The sequence below is a fragment of the Faecalicoccus pleomorphus DSM 20574 genome (genome assembly GCF_000420345.1).
Lineage (GTDB): Bacteria > Bacillota_I > Bacilli_A > Erysipelotrichales > Erysipelotrichaceae > Faecalicoccus > Faecalicoccus pleomorphus.
The window spans coordinates 36,213-62,535 of the sequence record NZ_ATUT01000007.1 but is presented as its reverse complement, the minus strand read 5'-3'; the positions used below and the strand labels follow the sequence as shown (position 1 = coordinate 62,535).

The window sequence follows — 26,323 nt, the reverse complement described above, 5'->3', positions numbered from 1 at the left end:
GGAGTGATCCGATGGTTTGGGAAAGCATAGGCAATTTTTTGCCGGAAGAATTTAAAAGCTATTTTGAACATGCTCTTTTTGAAAAAGGTCCTGTATTTCATGTGAAAAAAGAACAGCTGGAAATGACGCTGTTACTGGAGCACGTGCTTCCATTTGAGGTGTATTCCCGCTTGTTGCATACATTAAAAGTAAAGACACATGTGCATGTGGATTTGATTGTTCATTCCAAAGATACACAGGTGGATATGGTCAATCTGGATCAATATGTCAGTTATTTTGTGGAAAAAGATACACAGTTTAAAGATTTTCGTTTTCTTCATCCGTTTATAGAAGAAGATATGGTATATTTTTCGACAAAAGATGAAACAAGACTTGCCAAGATGAATCGTAAACTCCCTTCATTGATTGAAAATCTTAAAAATGTCGGGATTCAAATGGAGATGATGTGTAAAAAGATCGAGGACGACAAGGTAATTGAAACTCAACATATTGAATTACCGGAAATCCATGCGCCTAAAGAAGAACCGGTGCGAAAGACATATCGCAAAGAAGAAGCCGTTTCCTGCGCCATTGCGGAGCTGCAGGTGGGCATGCGCTCGGTGATTATCGAAGGTCATATTTTCTCCGTTGATAATCGTGTCATGAAATCCGGTAAGACGTTACAGATGTTGTATGTATCGGATTATCAGGATGCGATCGTTTGTAAGCGATTTGAAAATGCGCGTTGTTCCATTGATGAGATCAACAGTGTGAAAAAAGGTATGAGCGTTCGCTTAAAAGGGGAAGTTGTCTATGACAGTTTTTCTAAATGTGATTCCTTTATGATCCAGAGCTTAGAAGAAATACAGCCGGCTAAGCGAAAGGATAAAGCAAGTGAAAAGCGTACGGAATGGCATGTGCATTCCAACTTTTCAGAAATGGATGGAGTATGTTCCATCGAGGAATACATTCAAGCTGCGTATGATTGGGGCATGGATGCGATTGGTATCTGTGATCATCAAGTCGTACAGGCTTTTCCTATGGCTCAGCATAAGGTCACAGCTTTAAATAAACAAGATCCGGACCGTAATTTTAAAATGTTGTATGGCTGTGAGATGAGCATGGTCGATCCAGAGTATAAGATCATTTTCAATAATGACCATCGTAAATTGGAAGATGCTACCTTTGTCGTGTTTGACTTGGAAACGACCGGTCTTTCCAATCGCTTAGATGAGATCATTGAATTCGGTGCTGTTAAGATGAAGCATCGCGAGGTCATTGATCGAAAACAGATGTTTATCGATCCCAAGCGAACCATTCCTGCCAGTATTACATCTTTAACGCATATTTCGCAACACGATGTGGATGGACAAAAGCCGATTGAACAAGCCATTGATGAATTGTTGGAGTTTATCGGCGATTCTATCTTGGTGGCCCATAACGCATCCTTTGACTTTGGTTTTATGAATGCAGCCTGTCAAAAGTGCAATAAAGAGCGTTTAACTAATCCTGTGATTGACACCTGGCCATTGGCCCAAGCCATGATTCCGGATGCAAAGCGTTACAACCTGGGAAGTGTATGTCGTCATTATGGTGTCAGCTATGATGGAGAGGGGGCCCACCGTGCCGATTATGATGCCGAGGTTCTATCGCAAGTTTTATGTCATATGCTAAACGAATATGACAGTGAAGTCACCTTGGATGATCTGGCGGTCTTAAAGAATGAAAACAGCTATACAAAAGTTAGAAATTATCATACGACGGTCTATGCCAAAAATAAGGATGGCTTAAAGGAACTGTTTGAATTGATCACGTTAAGTCATACCAAATATCTTTCTACAGAAACGGCAGCAGGTGAACCGAGAATTCCGCGGTTTGAACTGGAAGCCAAAAGAAAGAACGGAAACTTGTTGATTGGCTCCAGTTGTCAAAATGGAGAAATATTTGATTTGGCACATACAAGGGATGCCCAGATGCTGGAAGAGGCCATGGATTTTTATGATTACATTGAACTGCAGCCTTTGGATTGTTACCGAAATCTTCTTCAGATGCGGAGACGTGGTAAAGCCATCCAAAGCGTGGATGATCTAAAAAAGGTCATTGGTTTTATTTTGGATGCCGCCAAAAAGAAGAATAAGCTGGTGATTGCTTCCAGTGATGCACATTATGTACACCCACACCAAAAGAGAGTACGTGATATTTACATCAATGCCAAGGCCATAGGTAATGCCAGACATCCTTTATATCTGTATGATCAACAACAACGCAAGGCGACCAGTGCACCGAACCAGCATTTATTGACCACCGATGAAATGCTGCAGGCATTCTCATGGCTGGGGGAAGATCTGGCCTATGAAATCGTAGTAACAAATACCAACAAGCTCAAGAAAATGACAGAACCGATCTATCCGATCAAAGATAAACTGTATCCACCGGATATCGAAGGGTCTGATCAGAAATTGCGAGACATCTGTTTTGAAACGGCGCATAAAATGTATGGAGAACAATTACCGGAAATTGTAGAAAAGCGATTAAACCGTGAACTGGATAGTATCATTGGACACGGATACTACGTGGTTTATTATATTTCTCATTTGTTGGTGAAGAAAAGTAACGAAGATGGCTACCTTGTAGGAAGTCGAGGTTCGGTTGGCTCCAGTTTTGTGGCGACCATGAGCAACATTACCGAAGTGAATCCATTACAGCCACATTATGTTTGTCCAAAGTGTCACCATTATGAATTTATTGAAGGTGAGGAAGTCAAATCTGGCTTTGATTTGCCGGATAAGCCATGTCCTGAATGCGGAACCATCATGCGTGGAGATGGGCAGGATATTCCATTTGAAACCTTCCTTGGCTTTGAAGGCGATAAGGTTCCAGATATCGATTTGAACTTTTCCGGGGATTATCAGGCCAATGCGCATGCCTTCACCAAAGAGATTTTTGGGGAGGATCATGTTTTCCGAGCTGGTACGGTAGGTACGGTACAGGAAAAAACAGCTTATGGATATATCAAAGGCTATGAAGAAGAAATGGGAATCGAACCATTCAGTGAAGCAAAACGAATCGACCTTGCCAAAGAATGTGAAGGGGTAAAACGAACGACCGGTCAGCACCCGGGAGGAATCGTTGTAGTTCCACTGGATATGGATGTTCATGATTTCACACCGGTGCAGTATCCGGCCAACAACCCTCATGCAGAGTGGAAGACAACGCACTTCGATTTCCATCAGATTCATGATAATATCTTGAAATTTGATATTTTAGGCCATGTCGATCCAACCGCTATGAAAATGTTGGAAAGAATTACCGGAATAGATGTGCGAACGATTCCGATGAATGATGAAGCAACGATGGCAATTTTCTCCGGCTTGGATTCTTTGAATATCGATACGACACGCTACAATGAAGTAACCGGGGCGGCCGGTATTCCGGAGTTCGGCACCAAATTTGTCCGAGGTATCCTGGAAAAGACTAAACCGACGACATTTGCGGAGCTTGTCAGTATTTCCGGATTAAGCCATGGAACGGACGTATGGTTGGGCAATGCCGAAGAATTGATCAATAATGGAACGTGTGTGTTAAGTGAAGTTATCGGTTGTCGTGATGATATCATGGTCGATTTAATTCAAATGGGTCTGGAACCCAAACAAGCCTTTACGATCATGGAAAGTGTTCGTAAGGGAAAAGGCTTAAAAGATGAATGGATCGAATCGATGAAGGCCAATAATGTGCCGGACTGGTATATTGATTCCTGTTTAAAGATCAAGTACATGTTCCCAAAAGCACATGCGGTTGCGTATGTTATGATGGCTGTTCGTATCGCCTGGTTTAAGGTTCATATGCCAAGAGCTTACTACTGTATGTTCTTTAGTATTCGTTGTGATGCCTATGATATTTCGACGATGATTGCAGGAGAAGAGGCCATTCGACAACGGATGACTGATATTCGCAGAGCCAGAGAAGATAAGACACAGAAGGTCAGTGATAAGGAGCTTGCGATCTATGACACATTGGAGCTTGCCCTGGAGATGGCTTGTCGTGGTTATCGCTTTGCCAATGTTTCAATTAATCGTTCAGCTGCCAATGAATTTATCATGGATCCTGATGACGATAAAAGCATTATTCCGCCATTCACCAGTTTGGATGGTCTGGGGGATAACGTAGGAAAATCCATTGTAAAGGCAAGAGAAGAAAGACCGTTCTTATCGAAGGAAGATGTTTTAAAACGTACCCAGCTTTCAAAATCATTATTAGATCGCTTAGATATGATGAATGCTTTGGAAGGCCTGGACGATGAAAATCAGATGACATTGTTTTAATGGATGGAAAGACTAGGATAAAAAATCCTGGTCTTTTTTGATTCTATCGCTTGTTCAACTGATTCAGATATATTTATATATGATATAATCTTTGAAAATGAGGTGATCATATGAAAAACATACAATTTAAAACGAAAGGGGATTTAGATCATCTATTCTATGATTTTAATATTTTGTTTGCCTATCATTCAGGGAAAATAGAAAACGATAAGATTACTTATCACGATACAAGAGATATTTTTGAACAAGGCTCTGTGAAAGGATATTCCGGTGATCTGAAAACACTCATGGAAATTCAAAACCAAAAGATTTGTTTTGATGTTTTAAAATCCTATATTCTAAAAAAGGAACCCATTAGTATAGAATTATTAAAAAGAGTACATTATTTACTGACTAGAGGAACGTATGATGAATTTCGTTATACCATTCGAAAAGAACGGCCGGGAGAATTTAAGAAAAATGACTATGTGACAGGAGTTAATGAGGTAGGCTCTGATCCGGAAGAAGTTGCTTCGGATGTATTGTCGTTATTATCGGAGATAAAAGACGTATCTGATGAAAATGCATTTATCGCAGGAGTATATTTTCATGCACGTTTTGAAAACATTCACCCTTTTGCGGATGGAAACGGACGGGTAGGTCGAACATTGATGAACTACTATTTTATGATTCATGGCATCGCACCGATCATTGTGCATAATGAATATAGACAACTTTACTACAAGGCTTTGGAACAATATGATGAAAATGAAGATCTGGAACCATTAAAAAGGTTCATTGAGTTTGAGCAGGAAAAGACATGGAATAGAACAAAGAAACCGGATAGAAAAGGAATGGAACAATTTGTAGTAGAATCTTCAAAAGATTAAATAGAAAAAGTGTGCAGATCACGTAGCTGAACGAATCAGTTTGTGGAATGCACACTTTTTTTGGTAGTAGAAATTTGTTTATTTGATTTTATACACGGCCGATCGCATATTGGAAGGCATCCTCTTCGACCTTGCTTGGATCGTATTCTTCCAGGATCTTTCCATAGCGTTCACGATAGTCATTATCAACTTCGGCCTGGGGAATGACCTTGCAGGCTTCATTGAAGAAGTGTTTTGAGTCACGTCCCATTGCTTTACCGCGTTTTGTGTGTTTATCTAATGCCAGATCGATGATTTCCGGAACTTCACCCATTGCAGCCGTTTTAATGACGATGTTCTTTAAGAAATCGCTGGAACGATCTTTTTGGCTGGAACATAAAATACGAATCGCATGGATAAAATACATTGGCTGATCTGGATCATCATAGGCATATTCTTTACGCATCTGATTTAATACATACATATGTCTTGCGGCATCCAAATTTCCGAATCCGACATCTTCTACAGAAATCGTTAACAAACGACTCCACAGTTTTTCCAATAATACAGGGCTTGTTGTGTAAAGCTCATACGCATAACGGCATGCAAGTTCTGTCATGGAACGACGAATGGATTTCTGTAATCCGGAAATGACTTCATCGGCCATTAAACCGTGTTTTGTTTTGGCTTCTGCCCATAAGCTATAATCTTTACTCATGAAAGTACCTCCTTAAATATGTTTTGTTTTACGGAATTTATTATAAGCACGAGTCATTTTTTGTTCAACTAAACAATTTCCCATGGCTTAGGAAAGTTGATTGGGGGTACTTTTTTTCAATTTCCTAAGGAAAAAGGAAATAAATTATTTGTTTTCCCACAAAAATCACATAAAATAGAGAGTGCCATGACATAGTGGACTTAGTAAAGAGAGAGGAGAAACAAAATGCAAGCAATTCAAAATGCGCTGCAGAAGTGGTTGTTTCCGATTGCACAGAAATTGGAACAACAGCGACATCTGCAGTCAGTGAAAGACGGTGTGGTTGCGATCATTCCGATCATCATCATCGGTTCATTCTGTATGATTCCGGTAGGCTTAGGAAACCTTTTCGGGGGAGGTTTTGGAGCCTGGGTCAATGATCACATTCTCATTTTTAACTTTCCAACTTATTTTACGACTAACATCATGTCATTATTCTCAGCCTTTTTCATCGCTGAATCGTTAGCTAAACGATATGAGATGAAATCTCCAAGCATGCTTGGAATTATGGCTATGCTTTGCCAGGTAGTACTTTGTGTGAAGGTGGATGCCGAAAACAGTATGATCTTCGACATTACTTCTTTAGGATCAGAAGGTCTATTCGTAAGTATTATCTTTGGTTTACTAGTAGTAGAAATTACTCGTATGTTTGTGAAACATAACTGGACGATTCGTATGCCGGACAGCGTACCTCCAATGGTATCTGAAAGTTTCATGTCTTTGATTCCATTTGCGGTCAACGTTATTTTGGCTGTTGCGGTTGCTTTGTTGTGCCAGACATATGCGGGAACGACATTCCCTAAGATCATCATCAGTTTGTTGGCACCGGCCATTTCTTCGATGGATTCTGTTTGGGCTGTGGCGATCATTATCTTCTTAACACAGCTGTTGTGGGTATTTGGTTTACATGGTGCTGCCATCACACAGAGTGTTTGGGCACCGTTTGCGATCACTTATGCTGCCGAAAATGCGGCTGCCGTTGCAGCCGGCGCAACACCAGAACATATCTTTACGTATGGATTCTATTTTGGATTCCTGCAGGTTTCCGGTTCCGGTATGACTTTGTTGTTAGTCATCATGATGTGTCGCTCCAAGGCAAAATCATTAAGCTCTATCGGTAAAGTTGGTATCGTTCCTTCTATTTTCGGTATCAATGAGCCAATCATCTTTGGTTTGCCAATGATCATGAACCCTTACATGTTAGTACCATTTGTATTGGGACCAGTGATTTGTGCGGTCATTTCTTATGAAGCGATGGCTACTGGTTTAGTATCTTTGCCGTTAGGAGAAGCACCAGGCTTCTTGCCTCCGGGATTCCAGGCTTTCTTATTGACGATGGATTGGAAGGCAGCCGTATTGGCAATCTTCAATGTCGTCTTGATGGGTATCTTCTATTATCCGTTCTTTAAAGCTATGGAAGCCGATGAGGTCAGAAAAGAACGCGAGATTGAAGCACAGAAAGAAGCACAAAACGCATAAACGAATCAGTAAAATGGAAAAGAGGGATGCCTGGTGTTAAGTGACCGTCAGAAAAATGTAATCAAGATGATCTTAAATCACAGCCGGGGCATCTATGCCAATGAGATCGCCGAAAAAATGCAGGTCAGTACCCGAACAATCCGCAATGATATTGCGGCTATCAATCTGGTCTTGAAAAATGCGCAGTGTCAGATTCAGTCCAGCAAGCGTTCTGGTTACTTTATCATGCAGGAAAATATCAGTCGTATCAAAGAGTGTGTAAAGGTGATGGATTCGTTTAACCGCTCGCAGGTTGCCGCTTCTTCCAAACAGCGTAAATATTTTATGCTGGGAAAATTGATTCATCAGCCACAGATCAGCTTGGGTGATATGGCGGATATGTTGTATGTTTCGGAACAAACAATTTATAAGGATCTAAACAGCCTGATTCATTATCTAGAGCAGAAGTATCATTTCTGCTCTTTAACACTAGAAAATGGTAAATTACAGTTAAAAAGTGATGAAGTGGAAATTCGAACGCTTTTCTATCGTTTGGCAAAGGAAGAGATCTATCGCTCCAATCAACTGGTAGATATTCATTTATACCAAATGGTCAAAGAAGATGCGGACATGGAAGAATTAAACGATATTACGGACTATATCAGCAGCTTTTGTCGAAGCAATTCCATTGTCCTTTCTGATCAGATGTTGTTTGTGATCGCATGGATGGTCTTCTTTACCATGCTTCGTTCAGAAAACGGATATGCACTGACAAAAAAAGTAGAACTGTTTCAGCCCAATGAAGTGCTGGTTCGCATGTTGACCAGCCTGTTGCAGGATCTTCGCTTTGATCTGACGACGATGGATTGTCATCTGCTTCAAAACTACATTGAAACACTTGGCTTTTACAGCAGTAAACAAAATGTGGTATCGGGCACGGAAGTCGATGAGATCGTCGAAGAATTCACCTTACAGATGAAGGCAAAATACAATATGGATTTTACTCAGATTCCATCATTGTTTGAGAACTTTAAGATTCATCTGCAGTTTACTATCAAGCGCTTATTGATGGACTATCAGCTGACCAATCCTCTGTTACAGGAGGTCAAGGTCAAATATGCGTTTGCGTATGAGATCACGATGTTGATCGTACCGATCATTCATGAGCGCTACGGACTGTATTTGAGCGAAGATGAAATATCGTTTTTAACGATGTATGTCATGCCGTTTTTAAGGGCTCAAAAGGCAAGGGTACAGGCGATTTTAGTCAGTGGAACCTCACAAAGCTTTGCCAATATGTTGCATGTTTGGCTGCATCAGGAATTTGGTTCCCGTATTGAGATCGTTTCGCAGATTCCTTTATATCAGCTTAAAGAGCAGCTAAAACAGGGAAGTGCGGATCTGGTCATTTCGGATATGCCCATTGAAGCAAAAATCGGTATTCCGATCGTAGAAATCACGCAATTACCGGGAGAAAGCGAAAGAAAACGTCTGGAAACTTTTATTGTCAAAACGATGACATTAACTTCCAGTGAAGTAATCTTCCATGAGGTCTTTGATCGAAAACGAGTGCTTTTCTTTGATCAGGCGACTTCCTTTGTACAAGTAATCGAAGCTTGTGCTTTCAATCTTTATCAACAACAAAACATCGAGGATCCGGATCTCTTTTCCACGATGACGCTGCAGCGAGAACAGATTTATTCCACACATATTCGCAATGGGGTTTACTTTTCACACCCTTTGGAAAATCAGGCAAAGAAAACAGGAATTTGTGTGGCAATCATAAAAAACTCGCTTACGCATGCGCAAAAACCGGTTCGTATCGTATTTGTAGGGGCGCATGAGCCTAAAATCAATAAAGAAATGATTCATATCTATGATCTTATCAATAAGATCGCGGCTTCGGAAAGACTGGTCAACGTCTTGACCCAGATCGAAAATTCCGGAGAACTGATTGATTATTTGGAACGTATCGTTCAAGTCTTATAGAGAGTGAGGAAAAATATGAAAATCTTAGTCGTATGCAATGCCGGAATGTCCAGTTCCATCTTAGTAAAGAAGATCGCAGAATATGCACAGAGTATCGGAGAGGATGCATCAGTACAGGCGGTAAGCTCTGCCAGTGCTTCTGATGAAGCCGGAAAATGGGATGTATGCCTGGTGGCTCCACAGATTCGTTATATGGTCAACGATATCAAAGCTAAAGTTGGTGTACCAACTGATTGTGTCGATATGCGTGTGTATGCGATGGCTGATGGTAAGGCTGCCTACGAACAGGCGAAAGCTTTAAAGGGGTAAGTTATGGCAGATCTGGAACGTCTTTCACAGATTGCCATGGAAATCATTGCCTATTCGGGTGTGGCCAAATCGACTTATATTGAAGCGGCCCGTTTGGCAAGAGAAGGAAATTTTGAACAAGCACAGGAACAGATCCTTCAAGGGGACGAAGTGCTAAAGACAGCACATGAAACGCATATGCAGCTGCTTCAAAAGGAAGCGGCGGAAAACACACCGCAGGTTTCCATGTTGGTATTACATGCGGAAGACCAGTTTATGAGTTGTGAAACCATCAAGGTTCTGGTTCTTGAAATTATCGAGATTTATAAAAAATTAGGAAAGGAAGCATAATATGGCATTTTCATACGATCCATGGGCACAGATCACTACACGCAACGGCTATGCCTGCGATGAAGTGATCAGCTCATTACAAAAATGTATTCGAAGAGGAAAAGAAGAAGAGGCCTGTATGTTTGCCTATGAGCTGTATATTTCTTCACCACAGCTGGAAGAAAAAATGTGGCGTCGTCTTTTGACGATTTCTGTAGAAGATATCGGCATGGGCAATCCTCTGGCTGCCGTTGTGGTCAACGCCTTGTCACAGGCCCGTTTAAATTTTGATTATGGGGATAATGATCGTACGATCTACTTCATTCACGCAATTCGTTATATGTGCCAAAGCGAAAAGGATCGCTCCAGTGATTTATTGAAAAACATCGTGATGAAAAGTTTTGCGATGGGAAAATTACCGGAAATCCCGGATGTGGCTTTGGACAAGCATACAAAACGTGGAAAAGCCATGGGAAGAGATTCTTTCCATTTCTTAAACGAAGCCAGCATCGTCATTCCACAGGCCCAGGTGGATAATGATTATAAAGATCGCTATGCCAAGATCTTGGAAGAATACGATCCTAGCGATGTGGCCGAAACCACCTTTACATTCAATGGATGGCAATGGTAAATGGCAACGGTACATAATTCAGCGGATAAAGAACAGATTGCTTCGGTGGTCTTAATGCCGGGTGATCCGTATCGTGCTCGTTATATCGCCGGTAAGTTTTTAGAAAACGCCGCTTTGGTTAATGAAGTTCGCGGTATGTTGGCTTATACCGGCATGTATAAAGGAAAACGTATCACCGTCATGGGAAGTGGTATGGGATGTGGTTCAATGGGAATCTATTCGCACGAACTGTTTAATAAATACGATGTTGAAGTCATTGTGCGGGCCGGTTCCTGCGGAGCCTATACCATGGATTTAGATTTAAAGGATATCTTTATTCCGGATTCCTGCTGGAGTCAATCGACCTATGCCCATACGTACAGCGGTTATGAAAAAGATATTGTGGAACCGGATCCAACGCTTTGGAAATCGCTTTGTGAGCATGCCCAAAACTACAAAACCGGTCGTCTGCATACCAGTGATTGTTTTTACTATAAGAAAAAAGAAGATAAGCATCTGATCTGTGAACAGAAGCATTGTCTGGCCGTCGATATGGAAAGCTTTGCGTTATTACACAATGCCGATCAGGCACAGAAAAAGGCGGCTACGATTTTAACGGTCAGTGATCATTCTTTGAAAAAAGAAAAGTTGAGTGTAGCCGAGCGTGAACAAAACTTTGATGCGATGATTCAGATTGCTTTGGACACATTAGCTTCCTTTGCCTAAGGTTTATGAGGCATTTCCGAAAAGATAGGAAAAAGATTATTTGAAGCCTTTCCAGCTTTCTTTTATAGTAATGTTGTCAAAAGAAAAGCCACAAAAGATACTGTAAAGAAAATCTTTGCGGTATCTTTTTTTGGGAAAGGAGAGAGTATGGATCTAAGGAAATTGTTGCTTGTGATCGTAGGTTCCTTTATCATGGGAGTAGGAATCAGCATGACGATCGCCGTGAATCTGGGAAGCGATCCGATGACATTATTTTGGATCGGAATCGCCAATCACTTACACATTACGGTCGGACAGGCCAATCTGTTAGTCTGTGCCGTGCTTCTTGTGATCGTATTTTTCATGGATCGAAAACAAATTCATTTGGGAAGCCTTTTAAATCCAATTGTGATTGCACTGACAACAGATGCGTTTGTGAATTTGAATTTTGAAGAGGCCAGCTATCTGCTTCGGATCATTCTGATGGTATTGGGATTGTTGATCCTTGCCTTTGGAATTGCGTTTTATGCCCTTGCGGATTATGGCAAGGGAGCTTATGAGGCGTTAGTCTTTACGTTATGTGATCGTTTTCATCTGGCTGTCGGCATCGTGCGAACCAGTGCGGATATCTTCTTTACGATTCTGGGAATCGTATTAGGAGCGCCGGCTGCGATTGGTACTTTGCTGGCCATCGTATGTATGGGAAGTGGTATTCAACTGTGTTTGAAGCTGCTGACAAGTCAGCCTATAAAAAGAATTTTACTGAAAAAAGCCAAGTAGAGGAGGAATGTTTATGGCAACAGCACACAACAATGCAAATCCTGGCGATATCGCCAAAACCGTTTTGATGCCCGGTGATCCGCTTCGTGCGAAATTTATCGCCGAGACATATCTGGAAAATATCGTACAGTTTAATACCGTGCGCAATATGTTTGGTTATACCGGAGACTATAAAGGAAAAAGAATTTCCGTTATGGGAAGCGGCATGGGAATGCCAAGCATCGGCATCTATTCTTATGAGTTATTTCATGAATATGGTGTAGAAAATATCATCCGTATCGGTAGTGCCGGCGCTTATACAAGTGATCTTCATATTTTTGATCTGGTGTTGGCCAACAGCTGCTGGAGCGAATCCACTTACTGCATGGCACAGGCCGGTGTAGAAGGGGACATTCAGTATCCAAGTCCGGAATTAAACGAAACCATCAAAGAAGCTGCCGACAAATTAGGTGTCAAGCTGCGTGAAGAACGCATTCATTCCAGTGATGTTTTCTATCATGAAGCCAATGTGCCGGATCATAATGATTTTTATAATGAGCATGGATGTGTCTGTGTGGAGATGGAAAGCTTTGCCTTATTCCACAATGCGAAGATCTTAGGCAAAAATGCCGCCTGTATCTTGACAATTTCCGATTCTTTAGTGACCAATGAACATGCCAGTGCACAGGAAAGACAGACTTCTTTTGCGCAGATGATGGAAGTGGCTTTAGAAGCTGCCATCATGAGGTAGATATGAAATACAAGAGAGTTTTTACGATCGTTGTCGATTCTTTTGGGATCGGTCATGCGCCGGATGCCAAAGAATTCGATGATGAAGGAGCGCATACATTTGGACATATCTTAGAAAAGATGCCGGATTTGAAAATTCCAAATATGATGAAGTTAGGGCTTGGCAACATCGGTATTCAAAAAGATACACAGACGATGGGCTATGCCTTGCGCTTACAGGAAGCCAGTGCCGGAAAAGATACGATGACAGGCCACTGGGAAATGATGGGGCTGCATATCACAACACCGTTTCAGACATTTACCGAAACCGGTTTCCCAAAAGAATTATTGGATGAATTAAGCAAGCGCTGTGATGGGCGTAAGATCATTGGAAACAAAGCGGCCAGCGGTACTGAAATTCTGGATGAGCTGGCAGAACAGGAAATCAACAATGGAGATTTGATTGTTTATACATCTGCCGATTCTGTGTTACAGATTTGCGGAAATGAAGAAACAATGGGTGTCGATACTTTGTATCGCTATTGCCAGGCTGCAAGAGATCTTACTATGAAACCGGAATGGAAGGTAGGGCGTGTTATTGCCCGTCCTTATACCGGAAAGAAAAAAGGAGAATTCGTACGAACTTCCAATCGCCATGATTATGCATTAAAGCCTTATGGCAAGACCGCTTTAGATGCCTTAAAAGCAGCAGGACATGATGTGATCAGCGTTGGCAAGATTCGGGATATCTTTGATGGTGAAGGCATTACCAAGGCTTATAAATCTAAGAGCAGCGTACATGGTATGGAACAGACCAATGAAATTGCCAAAGAAGATTTCACGGGTTTGTGTTTTGTGAATCTGGTGGATTTTGATGCTTTATGGGGACATCGAAGAAATCCAATTGGATATGGTGAAGAGCTGGAAAAATTTGATGTAGCTTTAGGTACTTTATTAGAACAGCTGCATGAGGATGACCTGGTTTTGGTGACAGCTGATCACGGCAACGATCCAACATATAAAGGAACAGATCATACGCGTGAAATGGTTCCTTTACTGGCCTATTCGCCGTCCATGAAGGGTACAGGTGTATTAGCGGATGCGAAAACATTTGCGGTGATCGGTGCCACAATTGCCGATAACTTTGGTGTTTCCATGCCGGAAGGAACGATTGGTTCCAGTCTTTTAGACGAATTAAAATAGTTTTTTCTTAGACCTTTTTAGACATAGAAAGGTCTTTTTTGTTTGTCAAAATGGCTTGAAAATGCGATAGATAAAGCACTTTGAATAAAAATGTGGGAAATTTGTGAAATTGTCAAAAAACTTTACAAATCATCAACTTTTGTGTATCATGCCAAATTGTGTGCAAAAAAATGTTCACAAATCATGAATAGAATGGAGGAAGAACTCTTGAGAAATACGAAATTTATCGCATTGAGCTTTGGCCTGTTGTTCACCTTTTGTGCACAAGGTCAAACCGTAGAGGCACAGGAAAGAAATATGGCAGAAGTTTGTCGCATTCAGGATGAAGATTCCGTGATCGATGCGATCACAAACCGCTATGCCTTTTTGGGTTCAGAATTAACATATAAAAAGACGACCGGTGATACTTTGGTCTATGAAAACGACCAGATGGAAGTTAAGGTTGATGGTCTGGATTTGATGCAGATCGGAAAACAGCCGGTTTCCATTACGTATTCCTTAAAGGATTCCAAGGCGATGTTTGAAAAGATGGGTGGTAAGGCTCTGGAAGGTGTATCCAGCGATTTTACCATTCAGACAACTTTAGATGTACAAGATACTACAGCCCCGCAGATTCAGGCACAGGATCGTTATGATATCCTGCAGGGAGATGATTTCGATCTTTCTAAAGAAATTAAAGTCAGTGATGAAACAGAAGATGTTTCTGTCGATGTACAAGGCACGATCGATACCACAACGGCCGGTTCTTATACGGCAACGATTATCGCAACTGACGATGCCGGAAATCAGGTAAGCAGAAAAGTGCAGGTAGTAGTCGATAAAAAAGAAGACCCGAACTTCTATCAGAAGATTGCGGATGCGGCTTTGGCACAGATTGGTGTCCATCAAGATTGTACGATGTTGGTGACCAATTCTTTAAAGGCCGTGGGGATCAACTTTCATGGAGCGCCAAGTGCCTATTTATCATTGGGTGATTTGACAAACAATCCGGTACCGGGTGATATTTGCGTGTATCAGGGACATGTGGCGATCTATATTGGCAATGGTCAGGCTGTCCATGGTGGATGGAACGGTTATACCACACAGATTTTTTCCGTAAATTGTTCCAATCCGTTGATCGGTTATGTGCGTGTGCGACAGTAGTAAAGAGTCGTCGATTGAGGGATTGGCAGAGGCCAGGCAGCAAATTGATTCGATCGTACATAAATTAGAGAAAACGGTACATACTTTAGAATCAAAAGGAGAGCCACAACGCTATCGATCACAGATCACGCTGGCTCATAGAAGAATCAAAGCTTTGACGATTGCACTAGGATTGATTGAAAAAGAAATGAAAAACATTTGAAGAAAGAGCGCCGCTCTTTCTTTTTTTTTGCCCCTTGTGGTAGAATGACAAAAAATGGAGGTGCGCTATGAGAGATGCGACAATGTTTTCGATCATTGAAAAGGAAGAACAAAGACAAAAAAGAAATATTGAATTGATTGCCAGTGAAAATTTTGTATCCAAAGAAGTACGGGAAGCACAAGGCAGTGTGCTGACCAATAAATATGCCGAAGGCTATCCGGGCAAGCGTTATTACGGCGGCTGTGTTCATGTTGATGAAGCCGAAGAGCTTACAAGGCAAAGAGCCTGTGAATTGTTTGGTGCCCAACATGCCAACGTACAGCCACATTCCGGCTCGCAGGCCAATATGGCAGTGTACAATACATTATTAGAGCCGGGTGATACTGTGATGGGAATGGATCTTGCGGCCGGTGGGCATCTGACACATGGACATCCGATGAATTTTTCAGGTACGCTGTATAACTTTGTACCTTATATGGTGGATAAAGAAACGGAAGAAATCGATTATGATGCGCTAGAAAAAAAGGCTATGGAAGTAAAACCAAAGCTGATCGTAGCCGGTGCCAGCGCCTATTCTCGTATCATCGATTTTGAACGATTTGGAAAGATTGCCAAAGCCTGTGGTGCTTATTTGATGGTCGATATGGCACACATTGCCGGTCTTGTAGCTACCGGTTTACATCCAAGTCCGATTCCTTATGCGGATTTTGTGACGACAACAACACATAAAACATTGCGCGGCCCTCGTGGCGGCATGGTCTTCTGTAAGGAAGAATTTGCCAAGAAGCTGGATTCTAAGGTGTTCCCGGGTATGCAGGGAGGTCCGTTAGAACATGTGATCGCCGCTAAAGGCATCTGCCTGTATGAAGCTATGCAGCCAGAATATAAAGAATATATGCAGCAGGTTCTCAAGAATGTGCAAGTGATGGTAACTGGTTTCCAGAAAGCGGGCTTTAGAGTCGTGTCCAATGGCAGTGATAACCATCTGTTGATGTTGGATGTGATGTCCAGTATCGGTATGACCGGAAAAGAAGCGGAAAGATTGTTGGATCTGGCGGGCATCACGGTCAATAAAAATACGATTCCTTACGATACACAAAAACCGTTTGTGACAAGTGGTATCCGTATCGGTTCGGCTGCCATGACAAGCCGTGGTTTTAAAGAAGCTGAATTTGAAAAAGTGACAGACTGGATCATTGAAGTCTTAAAGGCCGGTGACGAGGCTGTTTGTGCTCGCGTTAAAGAAGAAGTGCAGTCTTTGACGGCCAACTACCCGGTGGAGGCACAAATTTGATCACGCTTCTTTGTGTTGGGAAAAACAAAGAAAAAGCGCTGTGCCAGCTGGAAAATGAGTATGTAAAGCGTATCCAGCCGTTTTCAAAGCTTCAGGTCATTGAGGTCAAGGATGAATCCAATGTACATATGGAACGAGATAAGGAAGCTGAATTGATCAAGGAAAAAGAAGGAAAACGCGTCTTGGAGAAGATTCGTCCGCAAGATTTTGTAATCTTATTGGATCTGCATGGCAAGATGCCGGATTCTCTTACCTTTTCGAATCAGCTGGAAAACTGGTTTATGAAATCATCAGATTTAGTCTTTGTGATCGCAGGCTCTTTAGGCCCAAGCAGTGATTTAGTGAAACGGGCTGATTATCGCTGGAAACTCAGTGATTTGACTTTTACGCATCTTATGACAAGAATTCTTGTCTTAGAACAGATTTATCGTGCATTTATGATTCAAAATGGACGCTCTTACCACAAGTAAGGGCGTTTTTAACAGGGAATTAAAAACAAAATCTAGGAAATCAAAAAATCAAGTGATATAATAAAAATGTTTAGTACAGTAGGAGGAATGGAAATGTCTAAAAGAACTGTAAAAGACCTTCAGGTTTCTGGAAAAAAGGTCATTGTACGTTGCGATTTTAACGTACCTAGAAAAGACGGTGTGATTACAGACGACAACCGTATCGTCATGGCTTTACCAACCATTAAGTATTTAGTGGAAAATAACGCAAAGATCATTTTAATGTCTCATTTAGGTAAAGTAAAAACAGAAGAAGATAAAGCGAAAAATAACTTAGAATGTGTAGCTGTTCGTTTGCAGGAACTGTTGCCTGATACAAAAGTTTCTTTCTGCCCGGTCACTCGTGGACCTGAATTGGAAGAGGCAGTCAATAATTTGAAAGATGGAGAAATCGTTTTGATGCAGAATACTCGTTATGAAAAGGGTGAAAGCAAAAACGATCCTGAATTAGGTGCTTACTGGGCAAGCCTTGGTGAAGTCTTTGTAGAAGATGCCTTTGGTTCTGTTCACCGTGCACATGCATCAACGGTAGGAATCCCAACAAACATCAAAGAAAACGGTTTAGGTTTCCTTGTAGAAAAAGAAGTTACAATGCTTGGAAAAGCAGTCGATAATCCAGCACATCCATTTGTTGCGATCATCGGTGGATCAAAAGTTTCCAGCAAGATCGATGTTATTGACAACTTGTTGAAGAAAGCCGACAAAGTTATTATCGGTGGTGGTATGGCTTATACCTTCATGAAAGCACAGGGTGGAAACATCGGTACATCTTTAGTGGAAGATGACAAATTAGAGCTGGCTAAAGAATATTTAGAAAAAGCCGGTGACAAGTTGGTATTGCCGGTGGATAACGTATGTGCAGATGCCTTCAGCGAAGAAGCCAATACACAAGTATGTAAATCAGGAGAAATCCCTGAAGGATGGATGGGATTGGATATCGGTCCTGCCTCTGTAGAATTGTTCAAGGAAACATTGGCCGGCGCAAAAACGGTTGTATGGAATGGTCCAATGGGTGTATTTGAAATGAAGAAATTTGCCAAGGGTACAGAATTAGTATGCCAGGCTATTTCTGAATTGCCGGATGCGATCACTGTTATCGGTGGTGGTGATTCAGCCGCTGCAGCCAAACAGTTAGGTTATGCCGATAAATTCTCTCATGTTTCTACCGGTGGTGGAGCTTCTTTGGAATACATGGAAGGTAAAACATTGCCGGGTATCGCAATCATCAGTGAGAAGTAAGAAAAGAGGAAATAAAAATGAGAAAACCAATTATTGTTGGAAACTGGAAAATGAACAAAAACAATGCGGAGACAGAAGCTTTCTTCAAGGAAGTAGATGCTGCTGCCGCAAGTGAAAACGCAACATATGGAATCGGTTGTCCGTTTACTGATTTAAGAACGGCTGCCGACAATGCCAAAAACTTGATCGTTGCTGCTGAAAACTGCCACTTTGAAGACAGTGGAGCTTTCACTGGAGAAGTCAGTGTTCCTATGTTGGAAGAATTAGGAATTAAATACTGTATCATCGGACACAGTGAACGTCGTCAGATGTTTGGTGATACGGATGAAACAGTCAACAAAAAGGCAAAACGTCTGATTGCTGCCGGAATGACACCAATTCTTTGTATCGGTGAAACCGAAGCACAATACGATGCCGGTGAAACAGAAAAAGTTATTCGTGATCAGTTAACAGGATCTATTGCTGATTTGGATGCCAAAGATGTGGCTAACATGGTAATTGCTTATGAGCCAATCTGGGCGATCGGTACTGGAAAATCAGCCACTAAAGAAGATGCGCAAAACTGCTGTGCCATCGTTCGTGATCAGGTTAAAGTTATGTATGGTCAGGAAGCTGCGGATTCTGTACGCGTACAGTATGGAGGAAGTGTAAAACCAGGAAACATCGTTGAATATATGGCTTGTCCGGATATCGATGGTGCTTTGATTGGTGGAGCCAGTTTAAAAGCAGATTCTTTCATAGAAATCATCGAAAAAACAAAGTAATTGTTAAAAAGTATAACAGATTGTTTAAAAAGAGGGTTGAATGCCCTCTTTTTTTATGATAAATTTATGGTAACTATTGGATTAACTAAGGGGGTTATTCTATGAATTATATTGAAGAGCATGGTAAAAAAGTGGCAGCCGTTCTTTGTGTCGCAAGCTGTTTTCCGGTTGTAGCAGCCGTATATGCGATGGAAACAGAACCTGGCTGGCACGGTGACCGTTATATTAATACAGATGCAACCGTAGCTATTGGATGGCAGGAAATCGAAGGAAAAAGCTATTATTTCGATGAAAGCGGCGAAGTGGATGAAGAAACAACACAGCAGGCCACTGTTGCCACTGTATCACAAGATGTATCGCAGTCGGTGCAGAAAAATGTATCAACTGTTACTAAAGAAGTTGTTACAGAAGAAGTAAAAGCAGTAGATGCACAGAAAGAAGCTGAAGAAAAAGCCGCGCAGGAACAGGCTGCAGTACAGGAAAGTGTAACTGTAGTGGAAGATACAACAGCGGACGTATCACAGCCAACTTATACTGAAGATACAACTGTGCAGACACCACCTGTGGATACAACAACACCAGTGGTTGATCAAACACCTAGCGATCCGGCACAGGAAGCACCATCTCAGCCGGTAACACCTCCGGCTCAGGATACTACAACAACGCCGCCGGCAGTGGAAGAAACGCCAAGTACACCGGTAGAAGAAACACCATCGCAGCCAGTAACACCTCCGGCCCAGGATACTACAACACCGGGATCGGGCGATACAACAGGGGCTTATGCTGATTTGAACGCACGTATTGCGGCAGCTGCACAAACATTGGTTGGTGTAACGGATGGACAGCAGTGTACACAGGTTGTACAGCAGGCATTGGCTTTAGCCGGTGTCAGTGATGCGATGCAGTTATGGCCAGATCAATACATTATGTATGGATATTACACAGATACACCGCAGGCTGGTAACTTAGTTTATTACAACAATGGTGGTCGTGGGGTTGACCATATTGCGATTTATATCGGAAACGGACTGTGTGTGCATGGTAACTTCTGGACATCAGATGGTACCAGCAAGACCATTATCTCCAGCGTTTATAATGGCGGTGGAGGTGCTCCTCAGTTTATTCAGGTAACCCGATAATTGTTTAGAACCTGACTTTTAAAGTCAGGTCTTTTTTTGTATAATGGATTCTGTTAGTTAGGGTGATAACATGCGTATAGGACAATCGATTGATGTACATCAACTCAAACAAGGGAGACCGCTGATTATAGGTGGTGTTTCTATTGCACACGAAAAGGGATTAGACGGACATTCGGATGCGGATGTGTTAACACATGCGATTATGGAGAGTATCTTAGGCGCTTTAAGTTTAGGTGATTTAGGAAAACATTTTCCAGATACCGATGCGAGATATAAAGGGGCTGACAGTTTACAGCTCTGTACTTGTGTTTATGAAATGATGGTACAAAAGGGGTATAAAGTCGGCAATGTGGATGCGACCATTGTGATGGAAAGACCCAAACTGGCGCCGTATATTGAAAAGATGCGAGATAATATTGCCAAAGTCCTTCATTGCCGTCTGGATCAAATATCCATTAAAGCAACAAGAGGTGAAAAAATGGGCTTTATTGGCCAGGAAGAAGGGGCAGCGGCTATTTCGGTCTGTCTTTTGGAGGAAGTGTAATGAGGGCTGTGATTCAACGAGCAAAGTATGCGAAATGTACGATTGATCAAGAGATCAGCGGACAAATTCATCAGGGTTTTTGTATCCTTGTAGGGTTTACACATACCGATACGAAAGCGATTGTGGATAAGGTTGTTAAGAAAATATGTGGTCTTCGTATATTTTCTGATGAACAGGGAAAGATGAATCGATCTATTCAAGATATACAAGGCTCGATTTTATCTATCTCTCAATTCACTTTATATGCCTCCTGTAAAAAAGGAAATCGTCCGGGCTTTACGGATGCGGCCAAACCGGACCTGGCCATTCCCTTATACGATTATTTTAATGAAGAATTAAGAAATAATGGGTTATATGTGGAAACGGGTGTATTTGGTGCTGATATGCAGATCGAATTGTGTAATGATGGACCGGTTACCATCGTATTAGATAGCGAGGAATTGTAATGGAAATCATTTATGGAAGTGAGTTATCACAAAAAATAAAAGGAGAATTAAAACAAGAAATCGAAAAGCTGCAAAAGGATGGAAGACGACTGCCGGTCTTAAGTGTGATTCTGGTGGGAGATAACCCGGCCAGTCAAAGTTATGTCAAAAGTAAGGCCAATGCCTGCACATCCATAGGCATGGAAAATCGAACCATTCGCATGCCCCATTCAACAACGCAGCAAGAGTTGTTGAATGAAGTGCAAAGACTAAACGAAGATCCACAGGTGGATGGAATCTTGGTGCAGCTGCCGTTACCTTCTCATTTAGATGAAGTCAGTGTTGTTGATGCGATTTCACCGGACAAAGATGTGGATGGACTCCATCCTGTGAATGCCGGTAAGCTTTTGACAGGCAGAGATGGCTTTGTGCCCTGCACACCATTAGGAGTCATGGAGATGTTGGCTTCAGTTGGTTATACGGATTTGAGTGGGTTAAACGCGGTTGTGATTGGCCGCAGTAATCTTGTCGGCAAGCCATTATCTTTATTGTTGCAGAAACAAAATGCGACAGTCACAATGGCTCATTCGCGAACCGCTGATTTAAAAGCACTGTGTCAACAGGCTGATATCTTGATTGCGGCTATTGGTAAACCAAAGAAGATAACAGCAGATTACATTAAAGAAGGAGCTGTTGTGATTGATGTTGGTATCAATCGCATGGAAGATGATAAATTGTGCGGAGATGTGGATTTTGAAGCGATTAAAGAAAAGGCCAAAGCGATTACTCCGGTGCCCAAAGGTGTAGGGCCGATGACCGTATGTATGTTATTAAAGAACACATTGAAAGCGTATAAGGAGCATGAGAAAATCTATGGATGAAAAAGAGTATGATTTAAATGATATTATTGAAATGAAAAAAGAACACCCATGCCATAAATCTAAACAATGGAAGATCATCCGCATGGGTGCGGATATTCGAATTAAATGTTTAGGATGTGGAGCCAGTGTGCTGATGCCCCGTAGTAAGTTTGAAAAGAAACTAAAACGGGTCGTATCGAAAGGAAGTGAATAAAAATGTCATTAACTGCAGGAATCGTGGGTTTACCCAATGTCGGAAAATCAACTTTATTTAATGCCATTACCAAGAGTCAGGTGGAGGCTGCCAATTATCCGTTTGCGACAATACAGCCCAATGTGGGCGTGGTTGAAGTACCGGATAAAAGAGTCGATCGTTTAGTAGAGATCTTTCATCCGAAAAAAACGATCTATACGACCTTCGAGTTTACAGATATCGCCGGTCTGGTCAAAGGTGCTTCCAAAGGCGAAGGCTTAGGGAATCAGTTCTTATCCAATATTCGTTTAACGGATGCGATTTGTCAGGTTGTACGTTGTTTTGATGATCCGAATATCACGCATGTGGAAAATTCCATCGATCCTATTCGGGATATTGAAATCATCAATTTGGAATTAACGCTGGCGGACTTGCAGACAATCGAAAATCGTATTGCGAAAGTGGAGCGTAAAGCCAAGACAACTTCAGATAAAGAAGCTAAGATGGAAATGGAACTTTTGGCCAAGTTAAAGCCATGTCTGGAAGAAGGGAAGCCCGTTCGTTCTTTAGAATTAACAGAAGATGAGCAGGTGTTGATGAAGATGTATAACCTGCTGACGGCAAAACCGGTCATCTATGTCTGCAACCTGGATGAAGAAGGAGCCATGGATCCAGAATCCAATGCGTATTATCAAAAGGTAAAAGAATATGCAGCGCAGGAAAACAGCGAAGTTGTAAGCTTATGTGCCAAAATGGAAGAAGAACTGAGCGGATTGGAACCAGACGAAAGAGCCGCTTTCTTAGAAGAATTAGGAATTTCAACCAGTGGTCTGGATACGCTGATTCAGAAAGCATACCATATCTTGAATCTTTGTACTTTCCTGACAGCCGGTGAAGATGAATGCCGTGCCTGGACCTTTAAAAAAGGAATGAAGGCACCGGATTGTGCCGGTGTGATTCACACAGACTTTAAAAAAGGCTTTATTCGCGCTGAAGTTTATGCCTTTAGCGATATGGATGAGCTGGGCAGTGAGCATGCGATCAAGGAAGCCGGCAAGCTTCGATTGGAAGGAAAGGATTATGTCGTGCAGGATGGGGATGTCATGCACTTCCGGTTTAATGTATAATTATGTTTAATATAGATTTGGAAGGCTTGTTGTCTTTAGTTATTGCGGTCGTATTGGCTATGTCCATTCATGAAATGGCACATGGTCTGGTATCGTATTGGCTGGGTGATCCTACGGCCAAAATGCAGGGAAGAATCTCATTAAACCCGTTTGCCCATGTAGATTGGCTGGGGGTATTGTGCTTGTTGTTGTTTCATTTTGGATGGGCCAAACCGGTACCTATTGATGCCAGTTACTATAAAGATCGAAAGACCGGTATTATCTGGACCAGCTTTGCCGGTCCATTTGCCAACTTTTTATTAGCCTTTGTATGCATTCTTATATACTTTTTAATCTTTCGGCTCACTCCGCAATTCGCATTGACTGGTATTGGAACCTTTATCATGTCTACTTTATCAACATCGGCGACATTAAATATCGGATTTGGTCTTTTTAACCTGATTCCGGTTCCGCCATTGGATGGATCGAAGATCTTGTTTGCGTTTTTACCCGATGATCAATATTATCGATTTATTGAAGGATCTCCGTTCTTTATGTTGGTGTTGATTTTGTTGATCTATATGAATGTGTTAAATGTACCATTGGCGATGTTACAGAATAACATCCTTCAATTCTTTATCAATATTTCTTCTATGATACTGGGACTATGATCCCAGTATTTTTATTGGGTTTGAAACTTTTTTCATATATTTTTTCTTATTTTCAAAATATTTTCACAAACTGCTTGAAAATATGTGAGAATGTGTTTAGAATATAAACATATTCATAATTATTGTTTAGGAGGAAGAGATATGAAGGGAAGAGTTTTCAAAGTCTTTACATCCTCAGCTTTAGCCGTAGGATTATTAGCCGGATGTAGTTCTGGTGGAGGAGCCGGTGCCGGAAAGACATTGGCAGATGGCGATACAGTAACGATTGGATTGAACTTTGAGTTAAGTGGAGATACCGCAAGCTATGGTACTGCCGAGTATAACGGGGCAAAACTTGCCATTGATCAATACAATGCCAGTGATGATGCCAAATATAAAATTGAAATTGCCGAACAGGACAACAAAGGAGACAACGCTGAAAGTACAACAGCTGCCACACGTTTGATTACCGAAGATGGCGCTTCTGTTCTTATCGGACCTGCAACCAGCGGTACATCCATTGCGACATACCAGGTAGCCAGCGACAATGCCGTTCCGGTTATTTCGCCATCAGCTACACAGATCGATGCGACAACCAATGACAATGGAGAAACATATCCATATGCATTCCGTGTATGTTTCGAGGATTCTTATCAGGGTGCCGCCATGGCTCAATATGCTTATGATACTTTAGGTGTAAAGAAAGCAGCTATTATCAATCAGGTTAGTGATTATGGTCAGGGATTGGCAGAAACCTTTAAAGAAGACTTTACCGAGAAAGGTGGAGAAATCGTAGCAGAAAAGAGTTATAACGCTGGTGATACAGATTTCGCATCTATTTTAACAGACATGAAATCAAAAGATTTTGATGTTCTGTACATTGCCGGATATTATCAGGAAGCTGGTTTGATCATCAAGCAGGCTCGTGATATGGGAATCGATACACCAATCGTTGGTGCAGATGGATTCGAATCGGAAGTTCTTTCTCAGTTAGCTGGTGCTGAAAATCTGAATAACACTTACTACACAACATGTTATACAACACTGAATGCCGGTGATGAATTGACAAACTTCATTGATTCTTATACCGAAGAATATGGTGAAGCACCAAATATGTTCTCTGCATTAGCTTATGACTCGGCAAATCTTGCTTTACAAGCCCTTGAGGAAGCTGGTGCAACAGGTGAAGAATTGAAAAATACATTGGAAGGTATTGAATTCTCTGGAATTACCGGATCGTTCACATTTGATGATACACATTCTCCAATCAAGACGGTTATGATCGTTGAACTGGAAAATGGTGTACAGACAGCGGCTACTGAAGTCGAAGTAGAACAGTAATCCAGATGTATCAGGGGAAGCAAACTTCCCCTTTTTTTCTAGTAGAAGGAGAGAAACTATGAGCCAGTTTTTACAACAAGTTATCAATGGTCTGTCTTTGGGTTCCATCTATGCTTTGATAGCCCTTGGATATACCATGGTTTACGGAATCATCAAACTGATCAACTTCGCCCATGGAGATATTTATATGTTGGGGGCCTATGTGGCCTTTATCACAACGACCTATTTTGGTTTCAGCTTTTTCCCGGCGATGATCGCCAGTATGGTGGTTTGCGGAATTTTAGGTGTTCTGATTGAACGAATCGCGTATAAGCCTTTGCGACATGCGACTCGTATTGCGGCTTTGATTACCGCCATCGGTGTCAGCTATGTGCTGGAATATACGACACAATATGTTATGGGAAGTGAAGTTAAGACGTATCCGACTCTTTTAAGTAATGTTTCCTTTAGTTTAGGACCGGTTACGATTTCCATGCAGCAGGTATATATCTTTACGATTACGATCGTTTTGATGATTGCCTTACAGCTGATTATCAAAAAGACAAAGATGGGACGTGCCATGCGTGCGGTCAGTGTTGATGAGGATGCGGCCAAACTGATGGGAATCAATGTGGACACTACGATTTCCTTTACCTTCCTTTTGGGAAGTTCTTTGGCTGGTGTTGCCGGTATATTAGTTGGTATTTATTATAATTCGATCGATCCGTTAATGGGAATGGTTCCAGGTTTAAAAGCATTTATTGCCGCTGTTTTCGGTGGAATTGGAAGTGTGCCGGGCGCCATGATCGGTGGACTGTTTATCGGAATTGCTGAAACGATGGTTGTCGCTTATGGAAGCTCGTTATATCGTGACGCGATCGTATATTTGATTTTGATCCTGATTTTGATCATCAAACCAGATGGTTTGTTAGGAAAAAACCAGAGAGAGAAGGTGTAA

General features: G+C 41.7%; 27 protein-coding genes. 26 read left to right on the top strand and 1 reads right to left on the bottom strand.

Going from position 1 to position 26,323, the window contains the following annotated elements:
* Positions 1-11 precede the first annotated feature (11 nt).
* Positions 12-4,301, top strand: coding sequence for a PolC-type DNA polymerase III (locus G413_RS0104680; protein WP_022789774.1), 4,290 nt, complete (start codon positions 12-14; stop codon positions 4,299-4,301).
* Between the two features lie 110 nt (positions 4,302-4,411).
* Entirely contained in the window at positions 4,412-5,170 is a 759-nt protein-coding gene (locus G413_RS0104675; RefSeq protein WP_022789773.1) for a Fic family protein, read from the top strand.
* Positions 5,171-5,258: 88 nt separating this feature from the next.
* Here the strand turns inward: G413_RS0104675 and G413_RS0104670 are convergent, their stop codons facing one another.
* Positions 5,259-5,867, bottom strand: a complete 609-nt coding sequence (locus G413_RS0104670) for a hypothetical protein (RefSeq protein ID WP_022789772.1) — start codon at positions 5,865-5,867, stop codon at positions 5,259-5,261.
* A gap of 225 nt (positions 5,868-6,092) precedes the next feature.
* On the opposite strand from G413_RS0104670, the gene G413_RS0104665 reads away from it, so the two are divergent.
* The 24 genes from G413_RS0104665 (at position 6,093) to G413_RS0104550 (ending at position 26,323) form a co-directional block, all read left to right on the top strand.
* Positions 6,093-7,385 carry a PTS sugar transporter subunit IIC gene (locus G413_RS0104665; RefSeq protein ID WP_022789771.1) on the top strand — a complete coding sequence of 431 codons (1,293 nt, stop codon included), beginning with the start codon at positions 6,093-6,095 and terminating at the stop codon, positions 7,383-7,385.
* 33 nt (positions 7,386-7,418) lie between these two features.
* Positions 7,419-9,353, top strand: coding sequence for a BglG family transcription antiterminator (locus G413_RS0104660; protein WP_022789770.1), 1,935 nt, complete (start codon positions 7,419-7,421; stop codon positions 9,351-9,353).
* Between the two features lie 15 nt (positions 9,354-9,368).
* Entirely contained in the window at positions 9,369-9,662 is a 294-nt protein-coding gene (locus G413_RS0104655; protein WP_022789769.1) for a PTS sugar transporter subunit IIB, read from the top strand.
* A gap of 3 nt (positions 9,663-9,665) precedes the next feature.
* Positions 9,666-9,992: a PTS sugar transporter subunit IIA gene (locus G413_RS0104650; protein WP_022789768.1), complete on the top strand. Its 327-nt coding sequence runs from the start codon at positions 9,666-9,668 to the stop codon at positions 9,990-9,992.
* 1 nt (position 9,993) lies between these two features.
* The gene (locus G413_RS0104645; protein WP_022789767.1) at positions 9,994-10,602 is read left to right on the top strand and encodes an AAA family ATPase; all 609 of its coding nucleotides are present in this window, start codon (positions 9,994-9,996) and stop codon (positions 10,600-10,602) included.
* Positions 10,603-11,307 (top strand): purine-nucleoside phosphorylase, encoded by a 705-nt coding sequence (gene deoD, locus G413_RS0104640; protein WP_022789766.1) that lies wholly within the window; start codon positions 10,603-10,605, stop codon positions 11,305-11,307.
* Between the two features lie 12 nt (positions 11,308-11,319).
* Positions 11,320-12,066, top strand: a complete 747-nt coding sequence (locus G413_RS0104635) for a YczE/YyaS/YitT family protein (protein ID WP_338136082.1) — start codon at positions 11,320-11,322, stop codon at positions 12,064-12,066.
* Positions 12,067-12,079: 13 nt separating this feature from the next.
* The gene (gene deoD / locus G413_RS0104630; RefSeq protein ID WP_022789764.1) at positions 12,080-12,796 is read left to right on the top strand and encodes a purine-nucleoside phosphorylase; all 717 of its coding nucleotides are present in this window, start codon (positions 12,080-12,082) and stop codon (positions 12,794-12,796) included.
* Positions 12,797-12,798: 2 nt separating this feature from the next.
* The gene (locus G413_RS0104625; protein ID WP_022789763.1) at positions 12,799-13,977 is read left to right on the top strand and encodes a phosphopentomutase; all 1,179 of its coding nucleotides are present in this window, start codon (positions 12,799-12,801) and stop codon (positions 13,975-13,977) included.
* Between the two features lie 183 nt (positions 13,978-14,160).
* Positions 14,161-15,120 carry an immunoglobulin-like domain-containing protein gene (locus G413_RS11745; RefSeq protein WP_244910595.1) on the top strand — a complete coding sequence of 320 codons (960 nt, stop codon included), beginning with the start codon at positions 14,161-14,163 and terminating at the stop codon, positions 15,118-15,120.
* Positions 15,107-15,322, top strand: a complete 216-nt coding sequence (locus G413_RS0104615; protein ID WP_244910596.1) for a hypothetical protein — start codon at positions 15,107-15,109, stop codon at positions 15,320-15,322. Before G413_RS11745 ends, G413_RS0104615 begins: the two co-directional genes overlap by 14 nt.
* A 67-nt stretch (positions 15,323-15,389) precedes the next feature.
* Positions 15,390-16,616, top strand: a complete 1,227-nt coding sequence (gene glyA, locus G413_RS0104610) for a serine hydroxymethyltransferase (RefSeq protein WP_022789761.1) — start codon at positions 15,390-15,392, stop codon at positions 16,614-16,616.
* Complete coding sequence (locus G413_RS0104605; RefSeq protein WP_022789760.1) at positions 16,613-17,086, top strand: 23S rRNA (pseudouridine(1915)-N(3))-methyltransferase RlmH; 474 nt, start codon at positions 16,613-16,615, stop codon at positions 17,084-17,086. The genes glyA and G413_RS0104605 overlap by 4 nt, the downstream gene beginning before the upstream one ends.
* Before the next feature lie 93 nt (positions 17,087-17,179).
* Positions 17,180-18,364, top strand: coding sequence for a phosphoglycerate kinase (locus G413_RS0104600; protein WP_022789759.1), 1,185 nt, complete (start codon positions 17,180-17,182; stop codon positions 18,362-18,364).
* A 17-nt stretch (positions 18,365-18,381) separates the two neighbouring features.
* Complete coding sequence (gene tpiA / locus G413_RS0104595) at positions 18,382-19,128, top strand: triose-phosphate isomerase (protein WP_022789758.1); 747 nt, start codon at positions 18,382-18,384, stop codon at positions 19,126-19,128.
* A 101-nt stretch (positions 19,129-19,229) separates the two neighbouring features.
* A complete protein-coding gene (locus G413_RS0104590) occupies positions 19,230-20,267 on the top strand; it encodes an NlpC/P60 family protein (protein WP_022789757.1) in 1,038 nt (345 codons plus the stop codon).
* A gap of 70 nt (positions 20,268-20,337) precedes the next feature.
* Entirely contained in the window at positions 20,338-20,811 is a 474-nt protein-coding gene (gene ispF, locus G413_RS0104585; protein ID WP_022789756.1) for a 2-C-methyl-D-erythritol 2,4-cyclodiphosphate synthase, read from the top strand.
* Positions 20,811-21,257: a D-aminoacyl-tRNA deacylase gene (dtd, locus tag G413_RS0104580; RefSeq protein WP_022789755.1), complete on the top strand. Its 447-nt coding sequence runs from the start codon at positions 20,811-20,813 to the stop codon at positions 21,255-21,257. The genes ispF and dtd overlap by 1 nt, the downstream gene beginning before the upstream one ends.
* Positions 21,257-22,117, top strand: coding sequence for a bifunctional methylenetetrahydrofolate dehydrogenase/methenyltetrahydrofolate cyclohydrolase FolD (folD, locus tag G413_RS0104575; protein ID WP_022789754.1), 861 nt, complete (start codon positions 21,257-21,259; stop codon positions 22,115-22,117). Before dtd ends, folD begins: the two co-directional genes overlap by 1 nt.
* The gene (locus tag G413_RS0104570; RefSeq protein ID WP_022789753.1) at positions 22,110-22,310 is read left to right on the top strand and encodes a DUF951 domain-containing protein; all 201 of its coding nucleotides are present in this window, start codon (positions 22,110-22,112) and stop codon (positions 22,308-22,310) included. Before folD ends, G413_RS0104570 begins: the two co-directional genes overlap by 8 nt.
* 2 nt (positions 22,311-22,312) lie before the next feature.
* Positions 22,313-23,416: a redox-regulated ATPase YchF gene (ychF, locus tag G413_RS0104565; protein WP_022789752.1), complete on the top strand. Its 1,104-nt coding sequence runs from the start codon at positions 22,313-22,315 to the stop codon at positions 23,414-23,416.
* Positions 23,417-23,418: 2 nt separating this feature from the next.
* Positions 23,419-24,066, top strand: coding sequence for a site-2 protease family protein (locus tag G413_RS0104560; RefSeq protein ID WP_022789751.1), 648 nt, complete (start codon positions 23,419-23,421; stop codon positions 24,064-24,066).
* 141 nt (positions 24,067-24,207) lie between these two features.
* Positions 24,208-25,386, top strand: coding sequence for an ABC transporter substrate-binding protein (locus tag G413_RS0104555; protein WP_022789750.1), 1,179 nt, complete (start codon positions 24,208-24,210; stop codon positions 25,384-25,386).
* Positions 25,387-25,444: 58 nt separating this feature from the next.
* Positions 25,445-26,323 (top strand): branched-chain amino acid ABC transporter permease, encoded by an 879-nt coding sequence (locus tag G413_RS0104550; protein ID WP_022789749.1) that lies wholly within the window; start codon positions 25,445-25,447, stop codon positions 26,321-26,323.

Bases quoted from the DNA above. Each gene is read 5' to 3' on its own strand.
- G413_RS0104680 (WP_022789774.1), top strand. From the start codon at position 12: ATGGTTTGGGAAAGCATAGGCAATTTTTTGCCGGAAGAATTTAAAAGC.
- G413_RS0104675 (WP_022789773.1), top strand. From the start codon at position 4,412: ATGAAAAACATACAATTTAAAACGAAAGGGGATTTAGATCATCTATTC.
- G413_RS0104670 (WP_022789772.1), bottom strand. From the start codon at position 5,867: ATGAGTAAAGATTATAGCTTATGGGCAGAAGCCAAAACAAAACACGGT.
- G413_RS0104665 (WP_022789771.1), top strand. From the start codon at position 6,093: ATGCAAGCAATTCAAAATGCGCTGCAGAAGTGGTTGTTTCCGATTGCA.
- G413_RS0104655 (WP_022789769.1), top strand. From the start codon at position 9,369: ATGAAAATCTTAGTCGTATGCAATGCCGGAATGTCCAGTTCCATCTTA.
- G413_RS0104650 (WP_022789768.1), top strand. From the start codon at position 9,666: ATGGCAGATCTGGAACGTCTTTCACAGATTGCCATGGAAATCATTGCC.
- G413_RS0104645 (WP_022789767.1), top strand. From the start codon at position 9,994: ATGGCATTTTCATACGATCCATGGGCACAGATCACTACACGCAACGGC.
- deoD (WP_022789766.1), top strand. From the start codon at position 10,603: ATGGCAACGGTACATAATTCAGCGGATAAAGAACAGATTGCTTCGGTG.
- deoD (WP_022789764.1), top strand. From the start codon at position 12,080: ATGGCAACAGCACACAACAATGCAAATCCTGGCGATATCGCCAAAACC.
- G413_RS0104625 (WP_022789763.1), top strand. From the start codon at position 12,799: ATGAAATACAAGAGAGTTTTTACGATCGTTGTCGATTCTTTTGGGATC.
- G413_RS11745 (WP_244910595.1), top strand. From the start codon at position 14,161: ATGAATAGAATGGAGGAAGAACTCTTGAGAAATACGAAATTTATCGCA.
- glyA (WP_022789761.1), top strand. From the start codon at position 15,390: ATGAGAGATGCGACAATGTTTTCGATCATTGAAAAGGAAGAACAAAGA.
- G413_RS0104600 (WP_022789759.1), top strand. From the start codon at position 17,180: ATGTCTAAAAGAACTGTAAAAGACCTTCAGGTTTCTGGAAAAAAGGTC.
- tpiA (WP_022789758.1), top strand. From the start codon at position 18,382: ATGAGAAAACCAATTATTGTTGGAAACTGGAAAATGAACAAAAACAAT.
- G413_RS0104590 (WP_022789757.1), top strand. From the start codon at position 19,230: ATGAATTATATTGAAGAGCATGGTAAAAAAGTGGCAGCCGTTCTTTGT.
- ispF (WP_022789756.1), top strand. From the start codon at position 20,338: ATGCGTATAGGACAATCGATTGATGTACATCAACTCAAACAAGGGAGA.
- dtd (WP_022789755.1), top strand. From the start codon at position 20,811: ATGAGGGCTGTGATTCAACGAGCAAAGTATGCGAAATGTACGATTGAT.
- folD (WP_022789754.1), top strand. From the start codon at position 21,257: ATGGAAATCATTTATGGAAGTGAGTTATCACAAAAAATAAAAGGAGAA.
- G413_RS0104570 (WP_022789753.1), top strand. From the start codon at position 22,110: ATGGATGAAAAAGAGTATGATTTAAATGATATTATTGAAATGAAAAAA.
- ychF (WP_022789752.1), top strand. From the start codon at position 22,313: ATGTCATTAACTGCAGGAATCGTGGGTTTACCCAATGTCGGAAAATCA.
- G413_RS0104560 (WP_022789751.1), top strand. From the start codon at position 23,419: ATGTTTAATATAGATTTGGAAGGCTTGTTGTCTTTAGTTATTGCGGTC.
- G413_RS0104555 (WP_022789750.1), top strand. From the start codon at position 24,208: ATGAAGGGAAGAGTTTTCAAAGTCTTTACATCCTCAGCTTTAGCCGTA.
- G413_RS0104550 (WP_022789749.1), top strand. From the start codon at position 25,445: ATGAGCCAGTTTTTACAACAAGTTATCAATGGTCTGTCTTTGGGTTCC.